Genomic DNA, 19,079 nt, shown 5'->3' on the forward strand with positions numbered 1-19,079 from the left:
GAACATTCGACGCCAAGCCGGCGGTTAGCTTAGGCTAACCTTACCTAGCTAGCTGCGCCGCCCGGAGTGCAGCCTGTCGAATTCTTGAAGGGGCCCAACTGTGGAAGCAATCCTCTTTCCCACGGACATGAACCACCATCACACCTATGGCCTGGTCAGTTACATCATGATCGACGACGGACTCTATCCGAGCGCCCATAACAGGCGGGATCCGTACGCACTTCCGGCCTTCGACATCCGCGGGCAGTGGGTCTATCCCAGCCGCTACAACGAATACATGGCGCCACAGTTGCCGGTGTACATGTTCGACGGCGAATACCTCATCGCGACGGGACACGGCGAAGAAGCTGCAGGCCTGCCAGTCTTCGAAATCCGCTGCATGTGCATGCCGCAGCTAGCCTACGGGGACCCCAGCAACTCGTAATAGCCAGCCCGATTAGTGGCCGGATCCTAGTGATGCGGCACCGTGAAAAGCGTCAGCCGCGCATCCTGCCCATCCAACTCAGCCCAGGATTTCTCCGTTTCCATTACCGTCAACGCACTCGTTGGGTAGCGGGTAGCGGCATCCATATAAGCATCGTGGTCCGAATCGCGCGAAGCCAAATGCATGGCGAGGTCCTGGACGCCGGGCATGTGCGAGATGACCATCAGCGTGGTCACGGTGTCGGGAACATGGTTGATGACCGTCAGCATGCGATTCGCGGAAGCGGCATACAAGCCATCCTCGAGTTTCGGCGTCGGCGCTTTGTCACCCAGCTCGTCACAGACCCAGGTGCAGGTCTGGCGGGTCCTCAGTGCAGACGAGCACAGAATGAAGTCCGGCACCACGCCATGTTTGAGCAACCATTTGCCCGCGAGCGGAGCCTCCCGATGCCCGCGCTCTTCAAGGGGCCGCTCATGATCAGGCACGCCCATGGGCCAATCGGCCTTGGCATGGCGCATGATCACCAGCCGTTTGATGTGATGGTCGCTCATAGACCAACCCTATCCGCCACTAACCCCCTCAGCCGGGGAGGGCAGTTCCGACATGGTGACGGCGCTGCGGCGCAGTGGGGCTATACGGAGTTGCGCGAACGCGAAGGCGCCCGCCTCCTGACCGGAGACGGGCGCCTTTGAGCTTTGCTAGATCGAGTATTCCGGAGCGGCCCAAACGATAACTTCGGGGTGCTCGTAGAAGCGGTAGCCCTGGCCGCGAACCGTGCGGACGGTGTTGGCGAGGCGGCCGAGCTTGGAGCGGAGGCGGCGGATGTGGACGTCGATGGTGCGCTCGTTGGGTACCTCTTCGGCGTTGCGCCACAGGCCCTCGAGGAGTTCGTCGCGGCCCACGGTGCGGGTCCCGTTTTCGACGAGGTAGTTGAGGAGCTCGAATTCCTTGAACGTAAGGTTCAGCGATTCGCCGTCGAGGTGCACTTCACGGCGGGCGAGGTCGATCAGCACGCCGGAGGGGCGGGCTTCCTGCTGCGGCGCGGGGCGGGCAGCTTCTGCTCGCTGGCGGGAGGCCACGGTGGGGTCGCCGAAGGTGGAACGCACGACGTCGAGTGCTGACCCGGGTGCGCCGGCGGGGGCGACCGCGACGGCAGCGTAGCTCTCAGCACCGGTTACCAAAGACTGGGCGTAGGCGCGGATTTCCTGGGCAAGCTTGGCAATGGACGTCCCGGCAGCCGCTGCGGTGTCTTCGTCGATGCCCATGTAGAGCACGAAGCCGCGGGCCACGTTGTCATTGGCAACGGGGCGCAGCCTGTCGGACTGCGCAATCACCGGAGTGGGGGCCGTCATGGGTGCCGGCTCGCTTGTGGGGACTGCGCGCAACTGACCATAGGAGTTGGGGTTGTAGCCCTGCGGAACGTAACCGGGAGCCTGTTGCCCTGCGCCCTGGGGGGCGGGGGCGTAGCCCGGTCGGTTGCCGAAGCCGGGGCGCAGCCCTGCGTTTGACGCTGCCTTGTTGGCGTTACGGACGGAGATGTGGACGTATCCAGATGCAACTGACATGGAGTGCTTACCTCAAAAGTGAATAGCCGTCATCGCGGCTTCGAATGCTGGTTGTCCCCGCAATGAGTTTGGGGAGGGGCGCCCAACGCTGGGCTAGGGGGCGAATGCCTGAAACTTCTTGGGGTGGAAAGTTAGGCTTGCATTCGACAACAGCGGTCATCATGGCCAGCGGGTGTGCTGGGCCAGGTTGCTGCGGCTGCAGGTGCTGTTGAGTTCTTGTTCACATTGGAAGTGTGCAACGTAACAATGGCAACACGCAAGTAACAAAGCGCAGAACCGTCCACATTTTGAGACACAGAGGTCTATTGTGCTGCAAATCACAATTCAGTTGTCCTGATAAATGAACGCCATTTCATTCGGTTGGAACAAGAAATATTCGCAATCCAGTGAATTTTCTTCGGCAAATCAGGCATGATGTGCACCGCGGTTCCCGTGAAGCACCCAGCGGCGGAATCTCACGATCTGAAACAATTGTTGTCCAATCGCCGGTCGCCCCGTTCGGCAATTTTTGAGGGAAAATCTGCTACAAGCTGTAGAAACAGCCTGTTTCGTCTCAGGACGAGGTACCCAGGCCTGATGTTGACCCCTGCCCGGAACCAGTACCCTGCCCTGACGTCGCGCCCTGCCCGGAAGCCGCCAGTCGAATGGATGCCGCTGAGTAGCTGTTTCCGTCCTTACTGGCAGTGACCCGAACAGTTGAGCCCACGGTCACGTCAGACAAGGTGAGGGTGCTGGTGGCACTCCCGCGCTGCCTGGTTCCCTGCGCCACCGTCGTATCGTCGCTGAGTACGTAGGTCCTCGTAAAGCCGTCTTCGCTCTTGACGGTCAAGGAGTTCGTCGTGACCTCGCTGACGGTGCCTTGCTGGTCCGCCATAGTCACGTAGTCCTCTTCCCGAAGCACCACATACTCCGAGTGGATGGCCCCATTGAGCCCACCGGCCATGCCGAGTCCATCGGGACCCATATTTCCGCCCATCTGGCCCGGTGCCGCCTGGCCGAGGCCGCCCTGTCCGGGCACCACTTGTTCCTGTTGCCCACCGAGTCCGCTGGTCCCGCCCTGACCCAGCGGCACGTTGGCGGCGTCCGCTGAACCCGCACCGCCGAGTGCGTAGAACCCCGCGGCTGTTCCGGCAGCGACCACTACAGCCACGCCAGCGACGATCAAGGTCCGCTTCATGGTCCAGCCACCCGGAAGGCCGCTTTTCGGCTGGCCCGCCTGCTTGTTGCCCCACCCCTGGGAGCCAAGCCCTTGAGGGCCTGCATCCTCCGGCTCAGACCAAGCCCACGATGAGCCACCACTTGCTGCGGTCTTCTGCGCCGCCGGTTCGGGTGCAGGCTGCGCCGGTTCGGGTGCGTTGCCGGCAAGAGGAGCGCCTTGAGGCAACGGGGGTCGGTTTTGCTCGTTCATGGTCTTCTCCGTTGATGATGTTTGACTGCGTACGACCCCCAGCGTCAGTGGCCTTGCTGTGCGGGGGCTGTGTTGAGGAGAGGTGGCTGCTGTGACCTGTGGATACGCGTGTTTCCGGACTCCCACCTCGCTAGTGTTGACTTCACAGCGTCCTCACAGGACGGGCAAAGCGCTGGCAAACCAGCAGAACGGAGAGTTGTCCCATGGCCTCCTCGCACTCCATGACCAACAACCTTCCCCAGCTGTCCCACCCGGACGGCTCCCCGATCCGCGCCTTGGTGGTGGATGACGAACCCAGTCTCGCCGAGCTCATGAGCATGGGCCTTCGCATGGCAGGTTGGTCCGTAGCCGTTGCCGGCGACGGTCCTGAAGCTGTGAAGCTGGCAAAGGATTTCCGGCCCGATGTCCTGGTCCTTGACGTCATGCTGCCCGGATTCGACGGCGTGGAGGTCCTCAACCGCATCCGCGCTTTCGCCCCCGAAGTTCCCGCGCTCTTCCTCACCGCCAAGGACGCCGTGCAGGACCGGATCGTTGGACTGGCTGCCGGCGGTGACGACTACGTCACCAAGCCGTTCAGCATGGAGGAAGTCCTTCTGCGCCTCCACCGCTTGGTCCAGCGTTCCGGCGTCGCCGCCATGGACACCGCCGAGCTGGTGGTGGGTGACCTCACCCTGAACGTAGACACGCGCGAAGTCACCCGTGGCGGCGAGGACATCCCGCTCACAGCCACCCAGTTTGAGCTTCTGCGCTACCTCATGGAGAACCCCAAACGGGTGGTCAGCAAAGCCCAGATCCTGGACCGGGTGTGGGACTACGATTTCGGCGGCCAGGCCAACATCGTGGAGCTCTACATTTCCTATCTGCGCAAGAAAATCGAAGCCAACCATCCTCCGATGATCCACACCATCCGTGGTGCCGGATACGTCATCAAGCCAGCGGACTAGGCCTTGAGCACACTTTCAGGAGTGGCCAGGAAGTCAGGCCGCAGCTGGCTCAACCCGTCCACGTGGCACCTGCGCACCCGGTTGGTCCTGGTGGCCATGGCACTGCTGGTCGCCATTTGCGGGGCAGTTGGCGTGGTTAGCTACGCCTCCATGGACATGGTGTTCAACAAGCAGCTCGACAGCCAACTGGAGCAGGCGTCCAGCCGCGCCAACAACTTCGGCAGGCCGCCGTCGAACTTTCCTGGATCCGGACGGCCTGACCCGCTGGAGGCTCGCGGGCAGGCCGCGGGGACGCTGAACGCCCGGATCAACGGCTCCATTGTGAGCAGCTCGGGCCTGATCGATGCCAAGGGCAACCGGGTGTCGCTCTCCGCAGACGACGAGCAAGTGTTGCTGTCCCTCCCCAAGGACAACCGCCCTGTAGACCGTTCGCTCTCCAACGGCGACTATCGGTTGGTAGCCGTCGAGACCAATGGCGATGTGATCGTGACTGGGCTGCCTCTTGCGGACAAGCAGAGCGCTGAGGCCTCGCTGGTCTGGACCATGGTGCTGGTTTCGCTTGGCGGACTGGTGCTCATCGGCCTTGCGGGCACGGTCATCATCCGCCGCACCATGCGGCCGTTGGAACAGCTCTCGGAGGTGGCCACAAAGGTTTCGCGCCTGCCCCTCGACGCCGGTGAGGTGGCGCTCGCGGTGCGCGTACCGCCGTCGGCCGCTCATCCCGGAACGGAGGTCGGCAGTGTTGGCCATGCCCTGAACCAGATGCTGAACAACGTCTCCAGCGCGCTCGAAGCACGGCAGGAGAGCGAAACCAAGGTTCGCCAGTTCGTCGCTGATGCGTCGCACGAACTCCGGACCCCGCTCACAGCCATCCGCGGCTACACCGAACTGCTGAGGATGACCGAGAATTTCACCGACGACGGCCGGAAATCCTTGGCTCGCGTCCAAAGCCAATCCGAACGCATGACCACCTTGGTGGAGGATCTCCTGCTGTTGGCCAGACTGGACGAAGGCCAGCCCATCAAGGTTACGGACGTGGACCTCACGCAATTAGTCATCGAAACGGTCAGTGATGAAAAAGTCATGGCTCCGGACCACATCTGGCAACTTCAGCTCCCTGATGAGCCCGTCACGGTCCGCGGTGACACCACGCAACTGCATCAGGTGCTGGCCAACCTGCTGTCCAACGCACGCAAACACACAGACGCCGGCACCACCGTGGTCACCGGGGTCATGCTCTCCGCCGATGGCAGTGCAGTGGTGACCGTGACGGACAACGGCCCAGGAATTCCACAGGATTTCCAAGGCCGGATCTTCTCCCGGTTTGCCCGGGCCGACGCTGCGAGATCGGGGTCTGAGGGCACGTCTGGACTGGGCCTGTCCATCGTTGAATCCATCGTGGAAGCGCACGGCGGCAGCGTTGAGGTGACGTCGCGTCCGGGGCGCACCGAGTTCGCCCTTCGGCTCCCTACCGTCAGCACCGAACGCGTGTAACGAATCCGGCAAGTCGACTCACCGGCTTCGTGATCTCTGTTACCTAAATGTGACTTCTGCAGATTCCTCCTGTACCGTCGAAAGGGTGGGTCGCCCCTAGCAGGCCCACATCCGGGATGCGCCGAGCTCTGCCACTTCCCGGAGTCCGTTCTTTCTCCGAGGCAGAGACGGGGGACCCAGAGTCTCCGGGCCCAGGCATTTTGCCGGCCCTTGGGGTGAAGCCGCAGCGTGATGCGCGGCCGGATGACCTCATCCGAACCCGACAGCTAACTCCGCAGGCGCTGAGAGGTAATCACACATGTCTGAATTTAACGATCAGACGCGCCCTTCCGCGCGTCACCGCGACGAACACAACGCACCGTTGACCAAGTCGCAGGCTGTCCTCAAGAACGCCGCCCGTCAGGGTAAGTCCGGCCACCGCATGTCGGTTGTTGCCGGTGTTGTAGCTGCTGCACTGGGCGTTGCATCGCTCGGCACTGCTGCCAACGCCGCTCTGACCCTCCCCGAGGTGAGCCGTGTGGCCGAAACCCAGGCGAACGCCCAGGTCAGCAATAACAAGTCAGCCGAGATCTCCGCTTCCCTGGATGCAGCCGCCGCAAAGGGCGCCGCTGACAGGGCTGCAGCGGACAAGGTGGCTGCTGAGAAGGCTGCCGTCGAAAAGGCTGCCGCTGACCAAGCCGCAGCAGAGAAGGCCGCTGCCGAAAAGGCTGCCGCTGACCAAGCCGCAGCTGAGAAGGCCGCTGCTGATGCTGCCGCCAAGCAGGCTGCTGATGCCGCTGCGGCCGCTGCCGCTGCCGAAGCTGCCGCTGCTGCTGCAGCTCCGAAAGCTGTGGACGATCCCGCCGCCGCCAAGGCCTATGCCGCCAGCATCCTGGGCAACTACGGCTGGAGCGCCAGCGAGATGACGGCCCTGAACACGCTGTGGGAGAAGGAATCCAACTGGAAGACCACTGCCACCAACGCTTCCAGCGGCGCCTACGGAATCGTCCAGTCCCTGCCTGCCTCCAAGATGGCAACAGCCGGTGCTGACTGGCAGACCAACTACCAGACCCAGATCAAGTGGGGCTTGAACTACATCAAGGAACGCTACGGATCCCCGTCGGCTGCCCTGGGCTTCCACTTGGCCAACAACTGGTACTAAACCAGACTGCTTGATACCGCGCCGGTTGCCGCCGCTCGCACCAGTACCCACTGGGGCGAGCGGCGGGAACCGGCGCGGTTTTCTCGTTTCACAGCTGCCCTTCGGGGTTCACAGTGGGGTCACAGCTTCCGCCTAAAGCCCTCATAATCGGCGGACCCATGCTGGAAGCATGACGCTCACCGATCCAGCCACCAGCGCTTTGCCACGACGGGTCCATTCCGCGGGCTTCGCTGGCGCGGCATTGCCCGCTGGCCAGCATCTACTCCCGCAAGGAAGGCCGGAGAGCCGGCAGCTGCCTCGGCGCTCTCCCGTTGACACCCGAGTTGCCGTACCCGTCCTCGACATCACCATCCCAGTGTTCAACGAGGAAGCCCGCCTGGAGCAGAACCTGCGCCAGCTGCACAGGCACCTCACGGATTCCTTTCCCCATACCTTCCGGATCACCGTGGCGGACAACTCCAGCTCCGACAACACCCTGAGGATCGCCGAACGGCTGGCCCGCGAACTCCCTGAACTGATGGTGGTCCGATTCCAACAAAGGGGGCGGGGAAACGCCCTCCGCCAAGTCTGGCTGTCCTCACCGTCACCAGTGCTCGCCTACATGGAAGCGGACCTGTCCACGGACCTGTCCGCCCTGGCTCCTCTCCTTGCACCGCTGCTGTCAGGCCATTCGGACCTCGCGATCGGCACGCGGCTGGCACGGACCTCGCACGTGACCCGCAGTCCGCAGCGCAGGTTCATCTCCCGCAGCTACAACTCCTTGCTGCAGGCCGTCCTGGGGGCCCGCTTTTCCGATGCCCAGTGCGGGTTCAAGGCCGTCCGCGCGGACGTTGCGCACCGCCTCCTTCCCTACACCAAGGACGATGGCTGGTTCTTCGACACCGAACTTCTGGTTATCGCCGAACGTTGTGGTTTGCGCGTTCATGAAGTCCCCGTCGACTGGACCGACGACCCCACCTCGAGTGTCGACGTCGTACGTACCGCCCTCGCCGACTTGCGCGGCATGGCGCGCCTGACCCGCGACCTTGGCCGCGGGTCCGTTCCTTTCACCCAGCTTCGCCAGGAAATCGGCCGGACACCTCCAGCGCCGCAGGCCGGCATTCCCAAGAGCGTGCTCAGGGCGTTGGCCTGGACGTCGGTCTATGCCGTGGTCTTCCTGCTGGTCCGCGGCTTCCTGGACCCCCTGACGGCAAACCTCATCGCCCTTGTTTTCACGTCGGGGGCCACCGGCCTGCGGTTCCAAGGACCGCTGACACTCTTCCTCACGCTGCTGCTGAGTTCTGCCACGCTTGCGTTGCTGCCGGTGATAACGACGCCGGATCGCTGGCTTGAGGGGGCAGTGCTGGCTGGTGCCTCGCTCGCCGCACAGATCGGCAGATCTATGGTTGGTCAAAAGAGACTTGCACCTGACGTGGCGTGAGGATTTAGCGTGGTTTCCATGGGAACAGCGGAAAGCGGACAGTGGAGCATCGGCGAGCTCGCCAAGGCCTGCGGAGTCAGTGTCAGGACGCTCCATCATTACGACGAGATCGGCCTCCTGTCCGCGAGCGGTCGCACGCCTTCCGGTCATCGCTGGTACGGGGAGGGCGATCTTCGCCGGCTGTATCGGATCAGGGCACTCCATATGCTCGGGATTCCGCTCGCTTCCATCACGGCAGTGCTGGACATGCCCCAGGACGATGATCTGGCATCCATGCGCGTCCTGCTGGACCGGCAACTGCGGCATGTTCAGCAGCACGCCCAACAAGTCCACGCCCTTCAAATCCAACTGGGCAAGCTTCTGGACCGCCTGGACACTCCAGCCATGCCAACCGCCGAACAATTCATGTCGACCTTGGAGATGATCACAGTGTTCGAAAAACACTTCACGCCGGAACAGCGTCAGCAGCTTGCAGACAAGCGCCAGGAACTGGGCTCTGAAAAGATTGAGGCCGCAAAACATCAATGGGCAACGTTGGTTGAGGAAGGCTTGGAACATGTTCGCGCCGGCACTTCCGTGACGGATCCGGCTGTGCAGGACTGGGTTCACTCCTGGGACGGGATCGGGGAAATGTTCCATTCGGGCGAGGACACCAAGGCCGCAGCCCGGGGCGCCTGGCAGGAGAACAGCCAAGCTATCAGTGCGGACCTTCCCTGGGGTGCCGATGACTTGGCTCGATTGATGGCCTACCTTCAGAGGGCAAGGGCGCAGTAGGTCCTGCGGCAGTTCCTCAGGCTTCCGCTTCCACCGCACCACGAACGGCGGCGATTGACGCAGCAACGTCCCCGGCGTCGGTGGTCCAGTTGCTCACCGAGATCCTGAGGATGTCGCGGCCGCGCCATGAAGACCCGGACATCCACACCACGCCCTCGTCCATGAGCCGTTGGGTGATGCGGTGTGTGCGGTCATCGCTGCCGAAGCTCACTGAGACCTGGGTGAACACGACGTCGTTAAGGACCTCCACGCCAGGGATCGCGGCGAGGCCTTCGGCCAATGCGCTGGCGTTCGCCGCGAGTCGCTCCACCATGGCGATGACACCGGATCGGCCCAGCTGGCGGAGGGCGGCCCACACCGGGATCCCACGTGCCCGGCGGGACATCTCGGGAACTTTCTCCAGCGGATCGCCCAGTCCGGTTTCGGTTGCGATCAAGTAGCTGGTGTGAACGCTGAAGGCGCGCCTGAGGGATTCCGGACGGGAAACGATTGCCAGACCACAGTCGTAGGGAACATTCAGGGTTTTGTGGGCGTCCGTTGCCCAGGAATCCGCGTCCTCCACTCCGGCCAGCCGCCCTCGCAGCTTTGGGCTCACAGCAGCCCACAGGCCAAAAGCGCCGTCCACGTGCACCCACGCTCCGCGATCGTGGGCCACAGCGATGGCTTCCTCCATGGGATCAAAGGCGCCGGAGTGGAGGTTGCCTGCTTGGAGGCAGACCAACGACGGTCCTGGTTGCTGATCCATGGCGTCGGCCAGCGCTTCCGGAAGAATCCGGCCTTCGTCGTCAGCGGCAACAGGAACGCACGCCCCCAAACCGAGGTACCGCAATGCCAGATCCACTGCGGCATGGCGCTCACGACCCGCAAACGTGGTGATGGGTGGGGCGCCATTGAGGCCAAGCGCCTCGAGGTCCCATCCTGCTTCGTCCATCAGGTACTGACGGCCCGCCGCCAGCCCAACGAAATTGGCGGTGGTGGCCCCGGTGGTGAATCCGACGTCGGCAGTCGCGGGAAGGTGCAGAAGGTCCAGAAGCCAAGCGGCGGCTGATTCCTCGATGGCAGCGGCTGCCGGGGTGGCGAAGCGGAGGCCCGTGTTCTGATCCCATGCAGAGACGAGCCAATCAGCGGCCATCGCAGCAGGCAGGGTTCCGCCCATGACCCACCCGAAGAACCGTCCGGACTGGATCGCCATCAGGCCGGGCTCAGCCAAGGCAGCGAGCTCATCAACTACCTCGGCGGCATCAGTGGCTTCGTCAGGGAGACGCGGGAGGATGCTCTTGGCAACCTGATCGGCGTCGGACGAAGGGCGGACAGAACGGGTGGGGACCGACGCAAGCCAATCACCGGCGTGGACCATGGCCCGCTCCAATGCAGCACCGTACGCCTCCGGCATCGCAGACATGCGCACAGCCTACGCCCGGTTCACCGCTTGGAACAGGCCGGGCAGAAAAGGGCTAGAGGGTCAGTGTCAGGAGGTGCCCGCCGTCGTCGTCCTTCACGGCGGTGACCGTCACTGCAGAGTAGTCCGGGATCCGCCACATGCCCGGTTCAAGTTCCGCATTGTGCCTGGCAGCGGCCTTGCCCACCACAACGGTCCGCATCCCCGCGGCGCGCGCGGCGGCAATACCGGCGGGCGCGTCTTCGAAAACCACGACGTCGGCCGGGTCGGCTCCCAGAAGCGCCGCCGCCTTGATATATCCCTCGGGATGCGGCTTGCCGCGGGTGACGGACTCGGCGGTGACCACTGTGGACGGCATGGTGAGCCCGGCCGCCTGCATGCGGATATCGGCAAGGATGCGGTCAGCGGAGGTGACCAACGCGATGGCGTCATCAGGAAGTCCAGCCAGCAGGGCTTCGGCCCCGGGAAGGGCGATCACGCCATCTGTCCGGGAGCGCTCCATCTCGCCAAGCTCGGCCGTCAAAGCTTCGAAATCAGCACCAGCGGGCGCATAGCGACGCACGGTATCGCCGGCTTGGACGCCGTGCGAGGTGCGCAGGATCTCGTTGAAATCCAGGCCGTATCGTTCGGAGAACTCGAGCCACACTTGCTCGACGATCGCTGTTGAATCCACGAGGGTGCCGTCCATGTCGAAGAGGACGGCACGGACTGTCAGCACGGATCGCTGAGCGGCTTCGGCGTGGGCAGCGTGTTCGGCAGGATGGCTCATGGTTCCATCCTGCCGCACACTCAAGGGGTGGTGCTGAAGTGTGACTTAGCCGTTCGGCCGCTGGGGAAGGTACTGAACGGCCCATTTGTTGCCGTCCGGGTCCGCGAAATAGACAAAGTGACCCCAATCCTGGACGTCGATGTCGCTGACATCCACGCCGTTGGCTTTGAGGTCCTCGTGGGCTTTGTTGATGTCGGCCACTACCACTTGGAGGCTCGGTGCTGTTCCGGGAGGGGCATCGCTGAGGCCCTCGCCGATGGCGATGGAGCAGGCCGAACCCGGCGGTGTCAGCTGCACGAAGCGGATGCCGTCCATGGGACGCTCATCGAAGTCCGCGTTGAAACCAACCTTGTTGACGTAAAAGTCCTTCGCGCGATCGACGTCGGACACAGGGACAAACACCAGTTCAAGTTTCCAGTCCATGCGCCACAGGCTAACGGGACGCGACGGAAACCGGTAGGGGCTCCCTTTAGCCGGCCACGCCGTAGAGGCGGTCGCCGGCGTCGCCCAGGCCGGGCACGATGTACGACTTCTCGTTGAGCTTCTCGTCAATCGAGGCAAGGACGATCTTCACGTTGGCGTCGGAGAGCTCTTCTTCCAGCTTGGACAACCCTTCCGGAGCTGCCAGCAGGCAAATGCAGGTGACGTCGGAAGCTCCGCGCTTGAAGAGGAACTTAATGGCTTCGCGCAGGGTGCCGCCGGTAGCGAGCATGGGGTCCAGGACGAAAATCTGCCTGCCGGTGAGGTCCTCGGGGAGGCGCTCGGCGTAGGTGATGATGTCCAGTGTTTCTTCGTCGCGGGCCATGCCCAGGAAGCCGACCTCGGCGGTGGGGACCAGCTTGGTCATGCCCTCAAGCATGCCAAGGCCCGCACGCAGGATGGGGACGACCAGCGGAGTGGGCTTGGTGAAGGCCGTACCGATGGTCTTCGTGACGGGGGTCTCGATCTCGACTGGCTGCGTCTTGACCTCACGGGTGGCTTCATAGGCCAGGAGGGTGACGAGTTCTTCAGTGAGTTGCCGGAAGACCGGTGAAGGGGTGTTCTTATCCCGCAGAACGGTGAGCTTGTGAGCGACCAGCGGGTGGTCCACGACGAGTGTGCGCATCCCCCAAAACTATCATTGAGACATGAGCGCCACCGAGCCGTATCACGCAGAACACATGGCCTGGATGGGCCTTGCCCTGGACCAAGCCCGGCTGGCGCTGAAAACGGACGACGTACCCATTGGTGCCCTCGTCCTGGGGCCCGACGGCGGCGTGCTGGGTTCCGGGCGCAACGAACGGGAAGCGCTCGGGGACCCGACCGCCCACGCGGAGGTCGTCGCCATCCGCCAAGCCGCTGCGTCGCTGCGCCAGCTCGCCCAGGAAGCGGGCGCCGATGGAGACGGCTGGCGGCTTGAGGATTGCACCCTGGTGGTCACGTTGGAACCGTGTGCGATGTGTGCCGGGGCTATCGTCCTGGCCAGGATCCCCCGCGTCGTGTTTGGCGCGTGGGACGAGAAGGCGGGAGCAGCGGGATCTGTGTTCGACATCCTCCGCGAGCGCCGCCTCAACCACTGGGTGGAGGTCTACGCCGGCGTCCGCGAGGAGGAATGCGCGGTCCTGCTGAGGGACTTCTTTGCCTCCCACCGGGTGGCTGGAGGAGAGCAGCGCCCGGCCTGACCCATTCATACAGGGAGAAATCCATGACAATCTCTTTCAACCACACCATCGTCTACGCCACGGATAAGCACCGCTCGGCGGAGTTCCTGGCCCGAATCTTTGGGCTGCCCAAGCCGCAGCCCATGTGGTCCTTCGTCACCGTGGCATTGGAGAACGGGGTAGCGCTGGACTTCCTCGAGGCCTCCGGGGACATCGCACCGCAGCACTATGCCTTCCTGGTCAGCGAAGAGGAATTCGATCAGGTCTTCCTGAGGATCACCGCGGAGCACATCCCCTATTGGGCCGACCCTGCCCGATCCCGTGCGAACCAGATCAACCACAACGACGGCGGACGCGGGATCTACTTCTGTGACCCCGACGGACACTTCCTTGAAGCGATTACCCGGCCGTACGGTTCGGTCTGAGTCTGACCGTTTTGCCCGCGCGGCCGACGGTTGAGCTTAGACTGGCCCATGCTCGAAAAGTCGTGGGCAGCTCTTGGTCTTGCTGCCGTGGTGGTCGCCGGCACGGTGACGGCATGCGGACAGCAAGCTTGTGATTCGATGCTTCGGCGCACTGACGTGAGTATCGATTTTTCCCGGCTCGGCACGTCGTGGGAAAACTTGGAGTACACGGTCAACTGTCCGGGGCAGGAAGCATGCGTGTACACGCCGGACTCTGACACCAAGCGCCACGCCGCTGTGGCCGACAACCCCCTATGGATTGCCGCCGGAACAAAAACCATGGAAGTAACGGTCTACCTCACGGGCTCCACCACGCCCCTTGCGAAGACGACCGCCAAGGTGGAGTGGGATCCCCCGTTCGATCCTTCCGCCTGCTCTACCGCTGCCACAGCAAACTTTGTGGTTTAGCCTGCGTCCGGTGCGGCCAGGGCCCTCAGGACCGTGGCCGCGGTGGCGTCCCAGCCTTGGAGGTGTTCCCGTGCTTGGAGTGCGTTGCTGCGCCAGCGCTCTTGGAGGACGGGGGTGGTGAGCCAGTTCTTGAGGGTGTCGGCCAGGTTGTTGGGGTCTCCCAGGTCCAGCACCAAACCCGCGTCCGCACTGCCGAGGGCTTCAACGGCCCCTGTCCCCTGCCGGACAAGAACCGGAACGCCATGCGCCAGCGATTCAGTGACCACCATGCCGAAGGATTCGGAGCGCGACAGGAGGACACTGAGGTCCGCCCTCTGCCACTGGTCCTCCAGGGCCGGCCCGGTCAGTTCCCCCGTCACGTTGATGCGGTTCTCGAGCCCGTAATGCTCGACGGCGGCCCTCACCTCGGCGGCGTAGCTCGGGTCAGCCTGTTCCGAGCCGATGAGGGCGGCGGTCCACTCAACGTCTTGCAGGGTGGCCAGGGCGTGCACCAGAAGTTCCTGGCTCTTATTGGGCAGCAACGCCGCGACGGCCACGATGTGCTTCGGCTCTGAACCTGCCGAGACGTCCGCTTTCTCCGCACCAGGCGTGGCAATGACGATGTTCTGCGTGCCGTGCCTCACCTCCAGCTCAGCTGCGGCGTGGGCACTCGGGGAGATGACTCCCGTAGCTGCAACCAACGCCTTGGCCTCAAGGTCATGGTGGTCCGCCAAAGCCATGTGCGACAGGATCCACACGTTGGTCCCGGCATTGACCGCGGCGGCAATCTCCTCCGGTGCCCCGCTCGCCACCAAACCGTCGGCAATCACGGTTGCACCGCCGTCGAGCATGTCAGAGAACCGCTGCCGATCCGCTGGGCTGCCAACCGGCCAATCGCCGTCGACCGTTACTGTCTCAACGGTGGCGCCCAAGGCGGTCAGGTGCCCGGCAAGCTTGGCGTTGTACTTGTTTCCCCCGGAGCCGTGCCGGACGTTCCCCGGGACCAGAAAGCGGATCTGCACTTACTGGACCGGAAGCTCCAGCGAGTAGCCAGCCCACGCGTCAGGGTTTTCGCGGAGGACAACGTCGATGCCGCTGAGTGCCGGGCCGTCCGCGGTGTCCTGGATTCGGGCGGCCATGGCGTCGGCGATGTGCTTGGCGAGAGCTTCAGTGGTGGAAAGCTTGCCCTTGAACGCCGGGTGCTCATCCAGGTTTTTGTAGTTCAGGTCTTCCAGGATTTCCTCAAGGATGCCGCCCGCCGCGCCAATGTCCAGGACGATCGCGTCGTCGTTGAGATCCGGACGGCGGAAGCTGACTTCGGCAACGAACGTGGCCCCGTGGAGGCCCTGCGCTGGGCCGAAGGCTTCGCGGGGAAGGCTGTGGGCGACCATGAAGTGACGTCGGACGGTCAGGCTGAACATGTACTAATCCTCCGGGTTGGGATAAGCGACCACATGGCAGAAACCGCCGGGCCGTTCAAACAATTTAACGAGTGTGGTGGGAAGGTTCTGGAACTGGCATTCGCTGCTCAGGAACGTGTCGAACAGCGGGTCTTTGAGCTGGTTCACCGCTTCCTGCAGGCGCTGGGCGTTGCTGCGCCGGTGCCTTCGCGGAAGGGCGACTGCGCCGACCTGGCTGGAGCGGATGTTGAGCCTGCGAGCGTGGAAGTCTTCGCCGAGTGGCAGGGTGACTTCCTTGTCTGCAAACCATGAGAGCTCGATGACGTCGGAGTCGTCTCCGGCCAATTGCAGGCTCAGCTTGAGGCCGTCGTCGGAGGCGGAGCAGTGGAAGACGATGTCGTTGTCGCTTTTCGCGTTGTGGGGCAGGGCGAAATCCACGTCGATGGTTTTCGCCAGTTTGTGCTTCTCCGGGTCCGCATCCACCAGCTGCAGTCGACCGAGCGGATACTTCCGCAGAAGCGTCGCCAGGACGCCACCCACCAGACCACCACCAACGACGGCGACCCTGTCTCCCAGCCTCGGCCCGGCTTCCCAGAGGGCGTTGATGGCGACTTCGACGATGCCCGTGAGCACGGCACGGCGGGCAGGGACATCCTCCGGGATTGCCGTGAGCTGGCTCGTGGGGACGACGTAGAAGTCCTGGTGGGGATGCAGGCTGAAGACTGTTTTCCCCAGCCAATCTTCCGGTCCTTGCTCTACCGTCCCCACATTCAAGTAGCCGTACTTCACCGGGCCCGGGAAATCGCCTTCCTGGTGCGGGGCGTGCATCCGTTCAGCGATCCGCTCCGGAACGCGGCCTTGATGGACCACGCGCTCAGTGCCGCGGCTGACTCCCGAATACAGGGTCCTGACGAGGGCCTCTCCTTCTTGCGGAGCGGTGATCGTCTCGGGGCGCAGCTCGCCGTGGCCTGACTCGGTGATCCAGTAGGCGTGGGCCTCGTGTTCTTCTTCGCGCGGGATAGTCATGATGCTTATGAATCTATCGTTGGGGCGCCGCGGACGGAAGCTGGCGCGGATCGAGCGGTGCGCCGCCTGCTTTTCGGGGTGGTCCAGTGGGGGCTCGTTTTGGGGAACCGGGCCAATCTCGGGTAGCCTATTTCAGTTGGTGACGTGTCCGAGCGGCCGAAGGTGCAACACTCGAAATGTTGTTTGGTGTAAAAGCCAACGTGGGTTCAAATCCCACCGTCACCGCCAATGAGAAAGGCCCTGGTTCCCTTTTGTTTATGAGGGAAGCAGGGCCTTTCTTCATGTCTGGAGCGAGACGTCCCTCATCCATGCGAACGGTCACGGCGCCAGCATCGCCACGAGAATGCTCGTGACAATGCTGATGACCCACACAATTGCGGTGCCTCGTAGATCCAGGGTGGTGGTGCGCTCGTCAACGCCTCGTGGCCCCACTTTACTGAGCCCGTGTTTTCTAAGTTACGGCCGGTGTACGAAGCACGACTGTCCCAGCAACCGTGCCACATGGACTGAAGTGAGCCGTCCGCGTAATCCTTGTGGATAGGCCCACACAGCTCGCAAGACGCGGCGCAGACTCCGAGTTCGTTTTCCGCCTTCTAGAGAAAGCGCAACTCCTGAGCTTGTGCGCCGCCTTCCCAATCCCATCCGGCTAGAGGTTTTGCCCCTTGGGTCTCGAAAAATCCATCGAGAGCTTGTTCCGCCACCGATGTGGGGACTTTGACGCTGCGGGGCACCCAGCCAACCAACCCGTGCCCATCCAGCGTCACTGAGACTTCCCCATCCTGATGAGGCACCCGGTTAAGGACATGCGTTGTGGAGAGATCCCGATCATCATTAGCAACATGGACCACAAATCCTTCCCCCTGATCACCCCAAGCCTCGAACCGTCGATGACCGAGGGCAACAATGAAACGCCCGTCGCGAAGACTGTCCCATGTCCGCAGACGGGAAATCGCTCGTTGCTTAGCCGCTCTCACGTCCGCGACTGGCTCGCCGGTCACAACCCAAGTAGTCGGCGAATATTTCGGATGCCTGGCAGAGAGAAGGAAGGCAATCTCTCTTCCCATGAGAAAGCCGATGGCAGATACCGGGACGCACATTTGGGCGAGCTCACGCCAAGGGGCCGGAAGCACGAGCAGCACAGCCACTTCGATCGATATCAGAAGATAGATCACCCAAGCTGGTCCCGCAGCACCAGTCGTAAGCCCCACAGCGACACTCGCCAAAAGCCCAACTCCAACGATCAACATGGCCGGAACCATGTCGTCGCCTGGCCTTGATCCGATAAGAACCATCAATAGGACGATGAGAAGGACCGCCGGAATAAGTATTCGCAGCCAGAACTCACGAGGACCGCAGGCGGCGTTCAGCCGAGTCGATTTTTGGTTGTCCACTAATTTCCCTGATACCGAATTTCCTCAAGCCAGGAACCCTACCCGGCCCGGAACATGGTCCTAACGGCCTGTCAGCCGCGTCGCCTCGGCCACGTCGCCCGTCCGCCATTCCGGACCAAAGGATGACATCGTGGGGTTCCTGAAGAAATCAGCCAAGGCCCGTTCAACCGAGTCCAAGTTATGAACCAGATACAGCGGCATTAACCCCTTCAAACCACCCATGGGAACCTCCACGGACTGGTCCGTTCGTCCAGCGGGATGCACCAACACCACCCACGAACCGTCATCAGCAGCAACAGCATTCCGGTGACACACCATTCCTGCTTCAACACCACCAGCCACTTCAAAACGCGCTGAGCCGTACTCGACCGTCAAACGCCCGCGCTTTGCCCCATCCAGGGAATGCAGGGCCTCATCCGCCACCCGCCAGGCCTCCGTCGCTGAACCAAATCCACGCTTATCCACCGTCCAAGGAGCCGCCGGGACCCTCGTTCGGCTCCTGGCAGCACGTCCCCATGCCAAACCTGCTAACGCTCCCGCGAGGAAGCCGCCAAACCAGGCATACCCAGACACGCCCAAGACGAACCACACCACGACGAACAAAACCAGAACAACGGAACCCATCCACTGCCGGGGTACGCCAAATCGAAGAAACGAGGCACCCGCAGCCAGACCGACAAGTAACGACCCGACCTCCAGCAGAACTCTGTCGTTCGGCACAAACACCATCACAGAGAGCGTGGCCAGCAAGACCACCCCACTGAAGATCAGGAAGCCTCTCCAAGGGCTCCGCCGATTCTTTGTCACAACTACCAACTTTCTTGAATCCCCTTTGTCACCAGCCAAGACGGCCTTGCAAGAGATCCCCACCGAATCCAACGGCGCCACCCATGGCGCCACCATTCCACAGACCTACAGTATTCGTCTGGTTGGGATTGAACATGCCATTCAAGGTTCGAGGCGCAAAATAGGGCATCTGCTGCAATGTGTCCACACCATTCTGGGTGAGGTTCGGAAGCCGCCCCGGCAGCGCAGAGGCGCCTGCGCCAATTGTGCTCGATAGGCCTGAGGCGCCCGCCCGGGTGGTAACGCCCAGCCCCCTGAAAATAACGTTGGTCCCCGTATGGGCCGGCGGAGCCGATGAACTCAACCCGCTCTACGTCAGCCCGGCCTCAGGTAAGCCGTCACAGATGCTCGACGCGGTCACCGGAGGTGAAAAGGGAGTGCGGTTCGCCGACGGTTGTGGCGGGGCGCTGGCAGTGGACAGCTCGGGACTCACGGTAACGGCCTTGCAGATCACGCCACAGTGCACCGTGCGCGCCAGTGTCGGAAACTTCACCGAGCTCCAGTCCGCGCCCTTCGGCATTACCTCCCGGGAGAACGCGGGCGAGTAACCCTCCCACCGCCGAGGGGCTGGATTCCACGCCCCAGAA

Annotated in this window: 22 protein-coding genes, 1 tRNA gene and 1 riboswitch; of the genes, 11 read left to right on the forward strand and 12 right to left on the reverse strand. The window is 62.9% G+C overall.

What is annotated here, in order from left to right:
- The first annotated feature begins 100 nt into the window (after positions 1-100).
- Positions 101-424: a hypothetical protein gene (locus GVL04_RS12515; protein WP_235036267.1), complete on the forward strand. Its 324-nt coding sequence runs from the start codon at positions 101-103 to the stop codon at positions 422-424.
- Between the two features lie 26 nt (positions 425-450).
- On the opposite strand, the gene GVL04_RS12520 is transcribed toward GVL04_RS12515, so the two are convergent.
- From GVL04_RS12520 to GVL04_RS12530, 3 genes are all read right to left on the reverse strand, one after another.
- On the reverse strand, positions 451-975 hold the full coding sequence (locus tag GVL04_RS12520) for a histidine phosphatase family protein (RefSeq protein ID WP_159704768.1): 525 nt from the start codon (positions 973-975) through the stop codon (positions 451-453).
- Between the two features lie 147 nt (positions 976-1,122).
- Positions 1,123-1,989 carry a winged helix-turn-helix domain-containing protein gene (locus GVL04_RS12525; RefSeq protein ID WP_159704771.1) on the reverse strand — a complete coding sequence of 289 codons (867 nt, stop codon included), beginning with the start codon at positions 1,987-1,989 and terminating at the stop codon, positions 1,123-1,125.
- A gap of 553 nt (positions 1,990-2,542) precedes the next feature.
- On the reverse strand, positions 2,543-3,397 hold the full coding sequence (locus GVL04_RS12530; RefSeq protein WP_159704774.1) for a hypothetical protein: 855 nt from the start codon (positions 3,395-3,397) through the stop codon (positions 2,543-2,545).
- A gap of 203 nt (positions 3,398-3,600) precedes the next feature.
- Between GVL04_RS12530 and GVL04_RS12535 the strand changes: the two genes are divergently transcribed.
- From GVL04_RS12535 to GVL04_RS12555, 5 genes are all read left to right on the forward strand, one after another.
- Positions 3,601-4,341: a response regulator transcription factor gene (locus GVL04_RS12535; RefSeq protein ID WP_159704777.1), complete on the forward strand. Its 741-nt coding sequence runs from the start codon at positions 3,601-3,603 to the stop codon at positions 4,339-4,341.
- Between the two features lie 3 nt (positions 4,342-4,344).
- Complete coding sequence (locus tag GVL04_RS12540) at positions 4,345-5,835, forward strand: HAMP domain-containing sensor histidine kinase (RefSeq protein WP_159704780.1); 1,491 nt, start codon at positions 4,345-4,347, stop codon at positions 5,833-5,835.
- Between the two features lie 109 nt (positions 5,836-5,944).
- A riboswitch (cyclic di-AMP (ydaO/yuaA leader) is annotated at positions 5,945-6,130 on the forward strand.
- Between the two features lie 3 nt (positions 6,131-6,133).
- Positions 6,134-6,976 carry a hypothetical protein gene (locus tag GVL04_RS12545; protein WP_159704783.1) on the forward strand — a complete coding sequence of 281 codons (843 nt, stop codon included), beginning with the start codon at positions 6,134-6,136 and terminating at the stop codon, positions 6,974-6,976.
- Positions 6,977-7,145: 169 nt separating this feature from the next.
- Positions 7,146-8,396: a dolichyl-phosphate beta-glucosyltransferase gene (locus tag GVL04_RS12550; protein WP_159704786.1), complete on the forward strand. Its 1,251-nt coding sequence runs from the start codon at positions 7,146-7,148 to the stop codon at positions 8,394-8,396.
- A gap of 18 nt (positions 8,397-8,414) precedes the next feature.
- Positions 8,415-9,170, forward strand: a complete 756-nt coding sequence (locus GVL04_RS12555) for a MerR family transcriptional regulator (RefSeq protein ID WP_235036271.1) — start codon at positions 8,415-8,417, stop codon at positions 9,168-9,170.
- 16 nt (positions 9,171-9,186) lie between these two features.
- Here GVL04_RS12555 and GVL04_RS12560 read toward each other — a convergent pair whose 3' ends face one another.
- The 4 genes from GVL04_RS12560 to upp are packed head-to-tail and all read right to left on the reverse strand — an operon-like array spanning position 9,187 to position 12,443.
- On the reverse strand, positions 9,187-10,572 hold the full coding sequence (locus GVL04_RS12560; protein ID WP_159704792.1) for an aminotransferase class V-fold PLP-dependent enzyme: 1,386 nt from the start codon (positions 10,570-10,572) through the stop codon (positions 9,187-9,189).
- A 52-nt stretch (positions 10,573-10,624) separates the two neighbouring features.
- A complete protein-coding gene (locus GVL04_RS12565) occupies positions 10,625-11,338 on the reverse strand; it encodes an HAD-IA family hydrolase (protein ID WP_159704795.1) in 714 nt (237 codons plus the stop codon).
- A gap of 45 nt (positions 11,339-11,383) precedes the next feature.
- The gene (locus tag GVL04_RS12570; RefSeq protein WP_159704798.1) at positions 11,384-11,761 is read right to left on the reverse strand and encodes a VOC family protein; all 378 of its coding nucleotides are present in this window, start codon (positions 11,759-11,761) and stop codon (positions 11,384-11,386) included.
- Positions 11,762-11,807: 46 nt separating this feature from the next.
- Positions 11,808-12,443, reverse strand: coding sequence for a uracil phosphoribosyltransferase (upp, locus tag GVL04_RS12575; protein ID WP_159704801.1), 636 nt, complete (start codon positions 12,441-12,443; stop codon positions 11,808-11,810).
- Positions 12,444-12,465: 22 nt separating this feature from the next.
- Between upp and GVL04_RS12580 the strand changes: the two genes are divergently transcribed.
- Genes GVL04_RS12580 through GVL04_RS12590 form a run of 3 tightly spaced genes read left to right on the forward strand, consistent with a single transcriptional unit; the run spans position 12,466 to position 13,850 of the window.
- Complete coding sequence (locus GVL04_RS12580) at positions 12,466-12,999, forward strand: nucleoside deaminase (protein ID WP_159704804.1); 534 nt, start codon at positions 12,466-12,468, stop codon at positions 12,997-12,999.
- A gap of 23 nt (positions 13,000-13,022) precedes the next feature.
- Positions 13,023-13,403, forward strand: coding sequence for a VOC family protein (locus GVL04_RS12585; protein ID WP_159704807.1), 381 nt, complete (start codon positions 13,023-13,025; stop codon positions 13,401-13,403).
- 48 nt (positions 13,404-13,451) lie between these two features.
- The gene (locus tag GVL04_RS12590) at positions 13,452-13,850 is read left to right on the forward strand and encodes a hypothetical protein (protein ID WP_159704810.1); all 399 of its coding nucleotides are present in this window, start codon (positions 13,452-13,454) and stop codon (positions 13,848-13,850) included.
- Here the strand turns inward: GVL04_RS12590 and GVL04_RS12595 are convergent.
- Genes GVL04_RS12595 through GVL04_RS12605 form a run of 3 tightly spaced genes read right to left on the reverse strand, consistent with a single transcriptional unit; the run spans position 13,847 to position 16,255 of the window.
- Positions 13,847-14,851, reverse strand: coding sequence for a glycosyltransferase family 4 protein (locus tag GVL04_RS12595; RefSeq protein WP_200846836.1), 1,005 nt, complete (start codon positions 14,849-14,851; stop codon positions 13,847-13,849). The two genes, GVL04_RS12590 and GVL04_RS12595, sit on opposite strands and share 4 nt — an antisense overlap.
- Positions 14,852-15,250 (reverse strand): 6-carboxytetrahydropterin synthase, encoded by a 399-nt coding sequence (locus GVL04_RS12600; protein ID WP_159704813.1) that lies wholly within the window; start codon positions 15,248-15,250, stop codon positions 14,852-14,854.
- 3 nt (positions 15,251-15,253) lie between these two features.
- Entirely contained in the window at positions 15,254-16,255 is a 1,002-nt protein-coding gene (locus GVL04_RS12605) for a zinc-binding alcohol dehydrogenase (RefSeq protein ID WP_159704816.1), read from the reverse strand.
- Positions 16,256-16,393: 138 nt separating this feature from the next.
- On the opposite strand from GVL04_RS12605, the gene GVL04_RS12610 reads away from it, so the two are divergent.
- Positions 16,394-16,483, forward strand: a tRNA-Ser gene (locus GVL04_RS12610).
- 365 nt (positions 16,484-16,848) lie between these two features.
- Here GVL04_RS12610 and GVL04_RS12615 read toward each other — a convergent pair.
- Together GVL04_RS12615 and GVL04_RS12620 are read right to left on the reverse strand one after the other, a co-directional pair.
- Complete coding sequence (locus GVL04_RS12615; protein ID WP_159704819.1) at positions 16,849-17,646, reverse strand: hypothetical protein; 798 nt, start codon at positions 17,644-17,646, stop codon at positions 16,849-16,851.
- A 60-nt stretch (positions 17,647-17,706) separates the two neighbouring features.
- Entirely contained in the window at positions 17,707-18,402 is a 696-nt protein-coding gene (locus GVL04_RS12620) for a hypothetical protein (RefSeq protein ID WP_235036272.1), read from the reverse strand.
- Between the two features lie 326 nt (positions 18,403-18,728).
- Between GVL04_RS12620 and GVL04_RS12625 the strand changes: the two genes are divergently transcribed.
- On the forward strand, positions 18,729-19,040 hold the full coding sequence (locus GVL04_RS12625; RefSeq protein WP_235036268.1) for a hypothetical protein: 312 nt from the start codon (positions 18,729-18,731) through the stop codon (positions 19,038-19,040).
- Positions 19,041-19,079 lie beyond the last annotated feature (39 nt).

It is taken from the genome of Arthrobacter sp. 18067 (assembly GCF_902706295.1).
GTDB lineage: Bacteria > Actinomycetota > Actinomycetes > Actinomycetales > Micrococcaceae > Arthrobacter.

Excerpts from the sequence above, each read along its gene's own strand:
- GVL04_RS12605 (WP_159704816.1), bottom strand. The coding sequence starts at position 16,255 with ATGACTATCCCGCGCGAAGAAGAACACGAGGCCCACGCCTACTGGATC.
- GVL04_RS12600 (WP_159704813.1), bottom strand. The coding sequence starts at position 15,250 with ATGTTCAGCCTGACCGTCCGACGTCACTTCATGGTCGCCCACAGCCTT.
- GVL04_RS12570 (WP_159704798.1), bottom strand. The coding sequence starts at position 11,761 with ATGGACTGGAAACTTGAACTGGTGTTTGTCCCTGTGTCCGACGTCGAT.
- GVL04_RS12555 (WP_235036271.1), top strand. The coding sequence starts at position 8,415 with ATGGGAACAGCGGAAAGCGGACAGTGGAGCATCGGCGAGCTCGCCAAG.
- GVL04_RS12590 (WP_159704810.1), top strand. The coding sequence starts at position 13,452 with ATGCTCGAAAAGTCGTGGGCAGCTCTTGGTCTTGCTGCCGTGGTGGTC.
- upp (WP_159704801.1), bottom strand. The coding sequence starts at position 12,443 with ATGCGCACACTCGTCGTGGACCACCCGCTGGTCGCTCACAAGCTCACC.
- GVL04_RS12545 (WP_159704783.1), top strand. The coding sequence starts at position 6,134 with ATGTCTGAATTTAACGATCAGACGCGCCCTTCCGCGCGTCACCGCGAC.
- GVL04_RS12585 (WP_159704807.1), top strand. The coding sequence starts at position 13,023 with ATGACAATCTCTTTCAACCACACCATCGTCTACGCCACGGATAAGCAC.
- GVL04_RS12560 (WP_159704792.1), bottom strand. The coding sequence starts at position 10,572 with ATGTCTGCGATGCCGGAGGCGTACGGTGCTGCATTGGAGCGGGCCATG.
- GVL04_RS12520 (WP_159704768.1), bottom strand. The coding sequence starts at position 975 with ATGAGCGACCATCACATCAAACGGCTGGTGATCATGCGCCATGCCAAG.
- GVL04_RS12580 (WP_159704804.1), top strand. The coding sequence starts at position 12,466 with ATGAGCGCCACCGAGCCGTATCACGCAGAACACATGGCCTGGATGGGC.
- GVL04_RS12530 (WP_159704774.1), bottom strand. The coding sequence starts at position 3,397 with ATGAACGAGCAAAACCGACCCCCGTTGCCTCAAGGCGCTCCTCTTGCC.
- GVL04_RS12535 (WP_159704777.1), top strand. The coding sequence starts at position 3,601 with ATGGCCTCCTCGCACTCCATGACCAACAACCTTCCCCAGCTGTCCCAC.
- GVL04_RS12565 (WP_159704795.1), bottom strand. The coding sequence starts at position 11,338 with ATGAGCCATCCTGCCGAACACGCTGCCCACGCCGAAGCCGCTCAGCGA.
- GVL04_RS12550 (WP_159704786.1), top strand. The coding sequence starts at position 7,146 with ATGACGCTCACCGATCCAGCCACCAGCGCTTTGCCACGACGGGTCCAT.
- GVL04_RS12525 (WP_159704771.1), bottom strand. The coding sequence starts at position 1,989 with ATGTCAGTTGCATCTGGATACGTCCACATCTCCGTCCGTAACGCCAAC.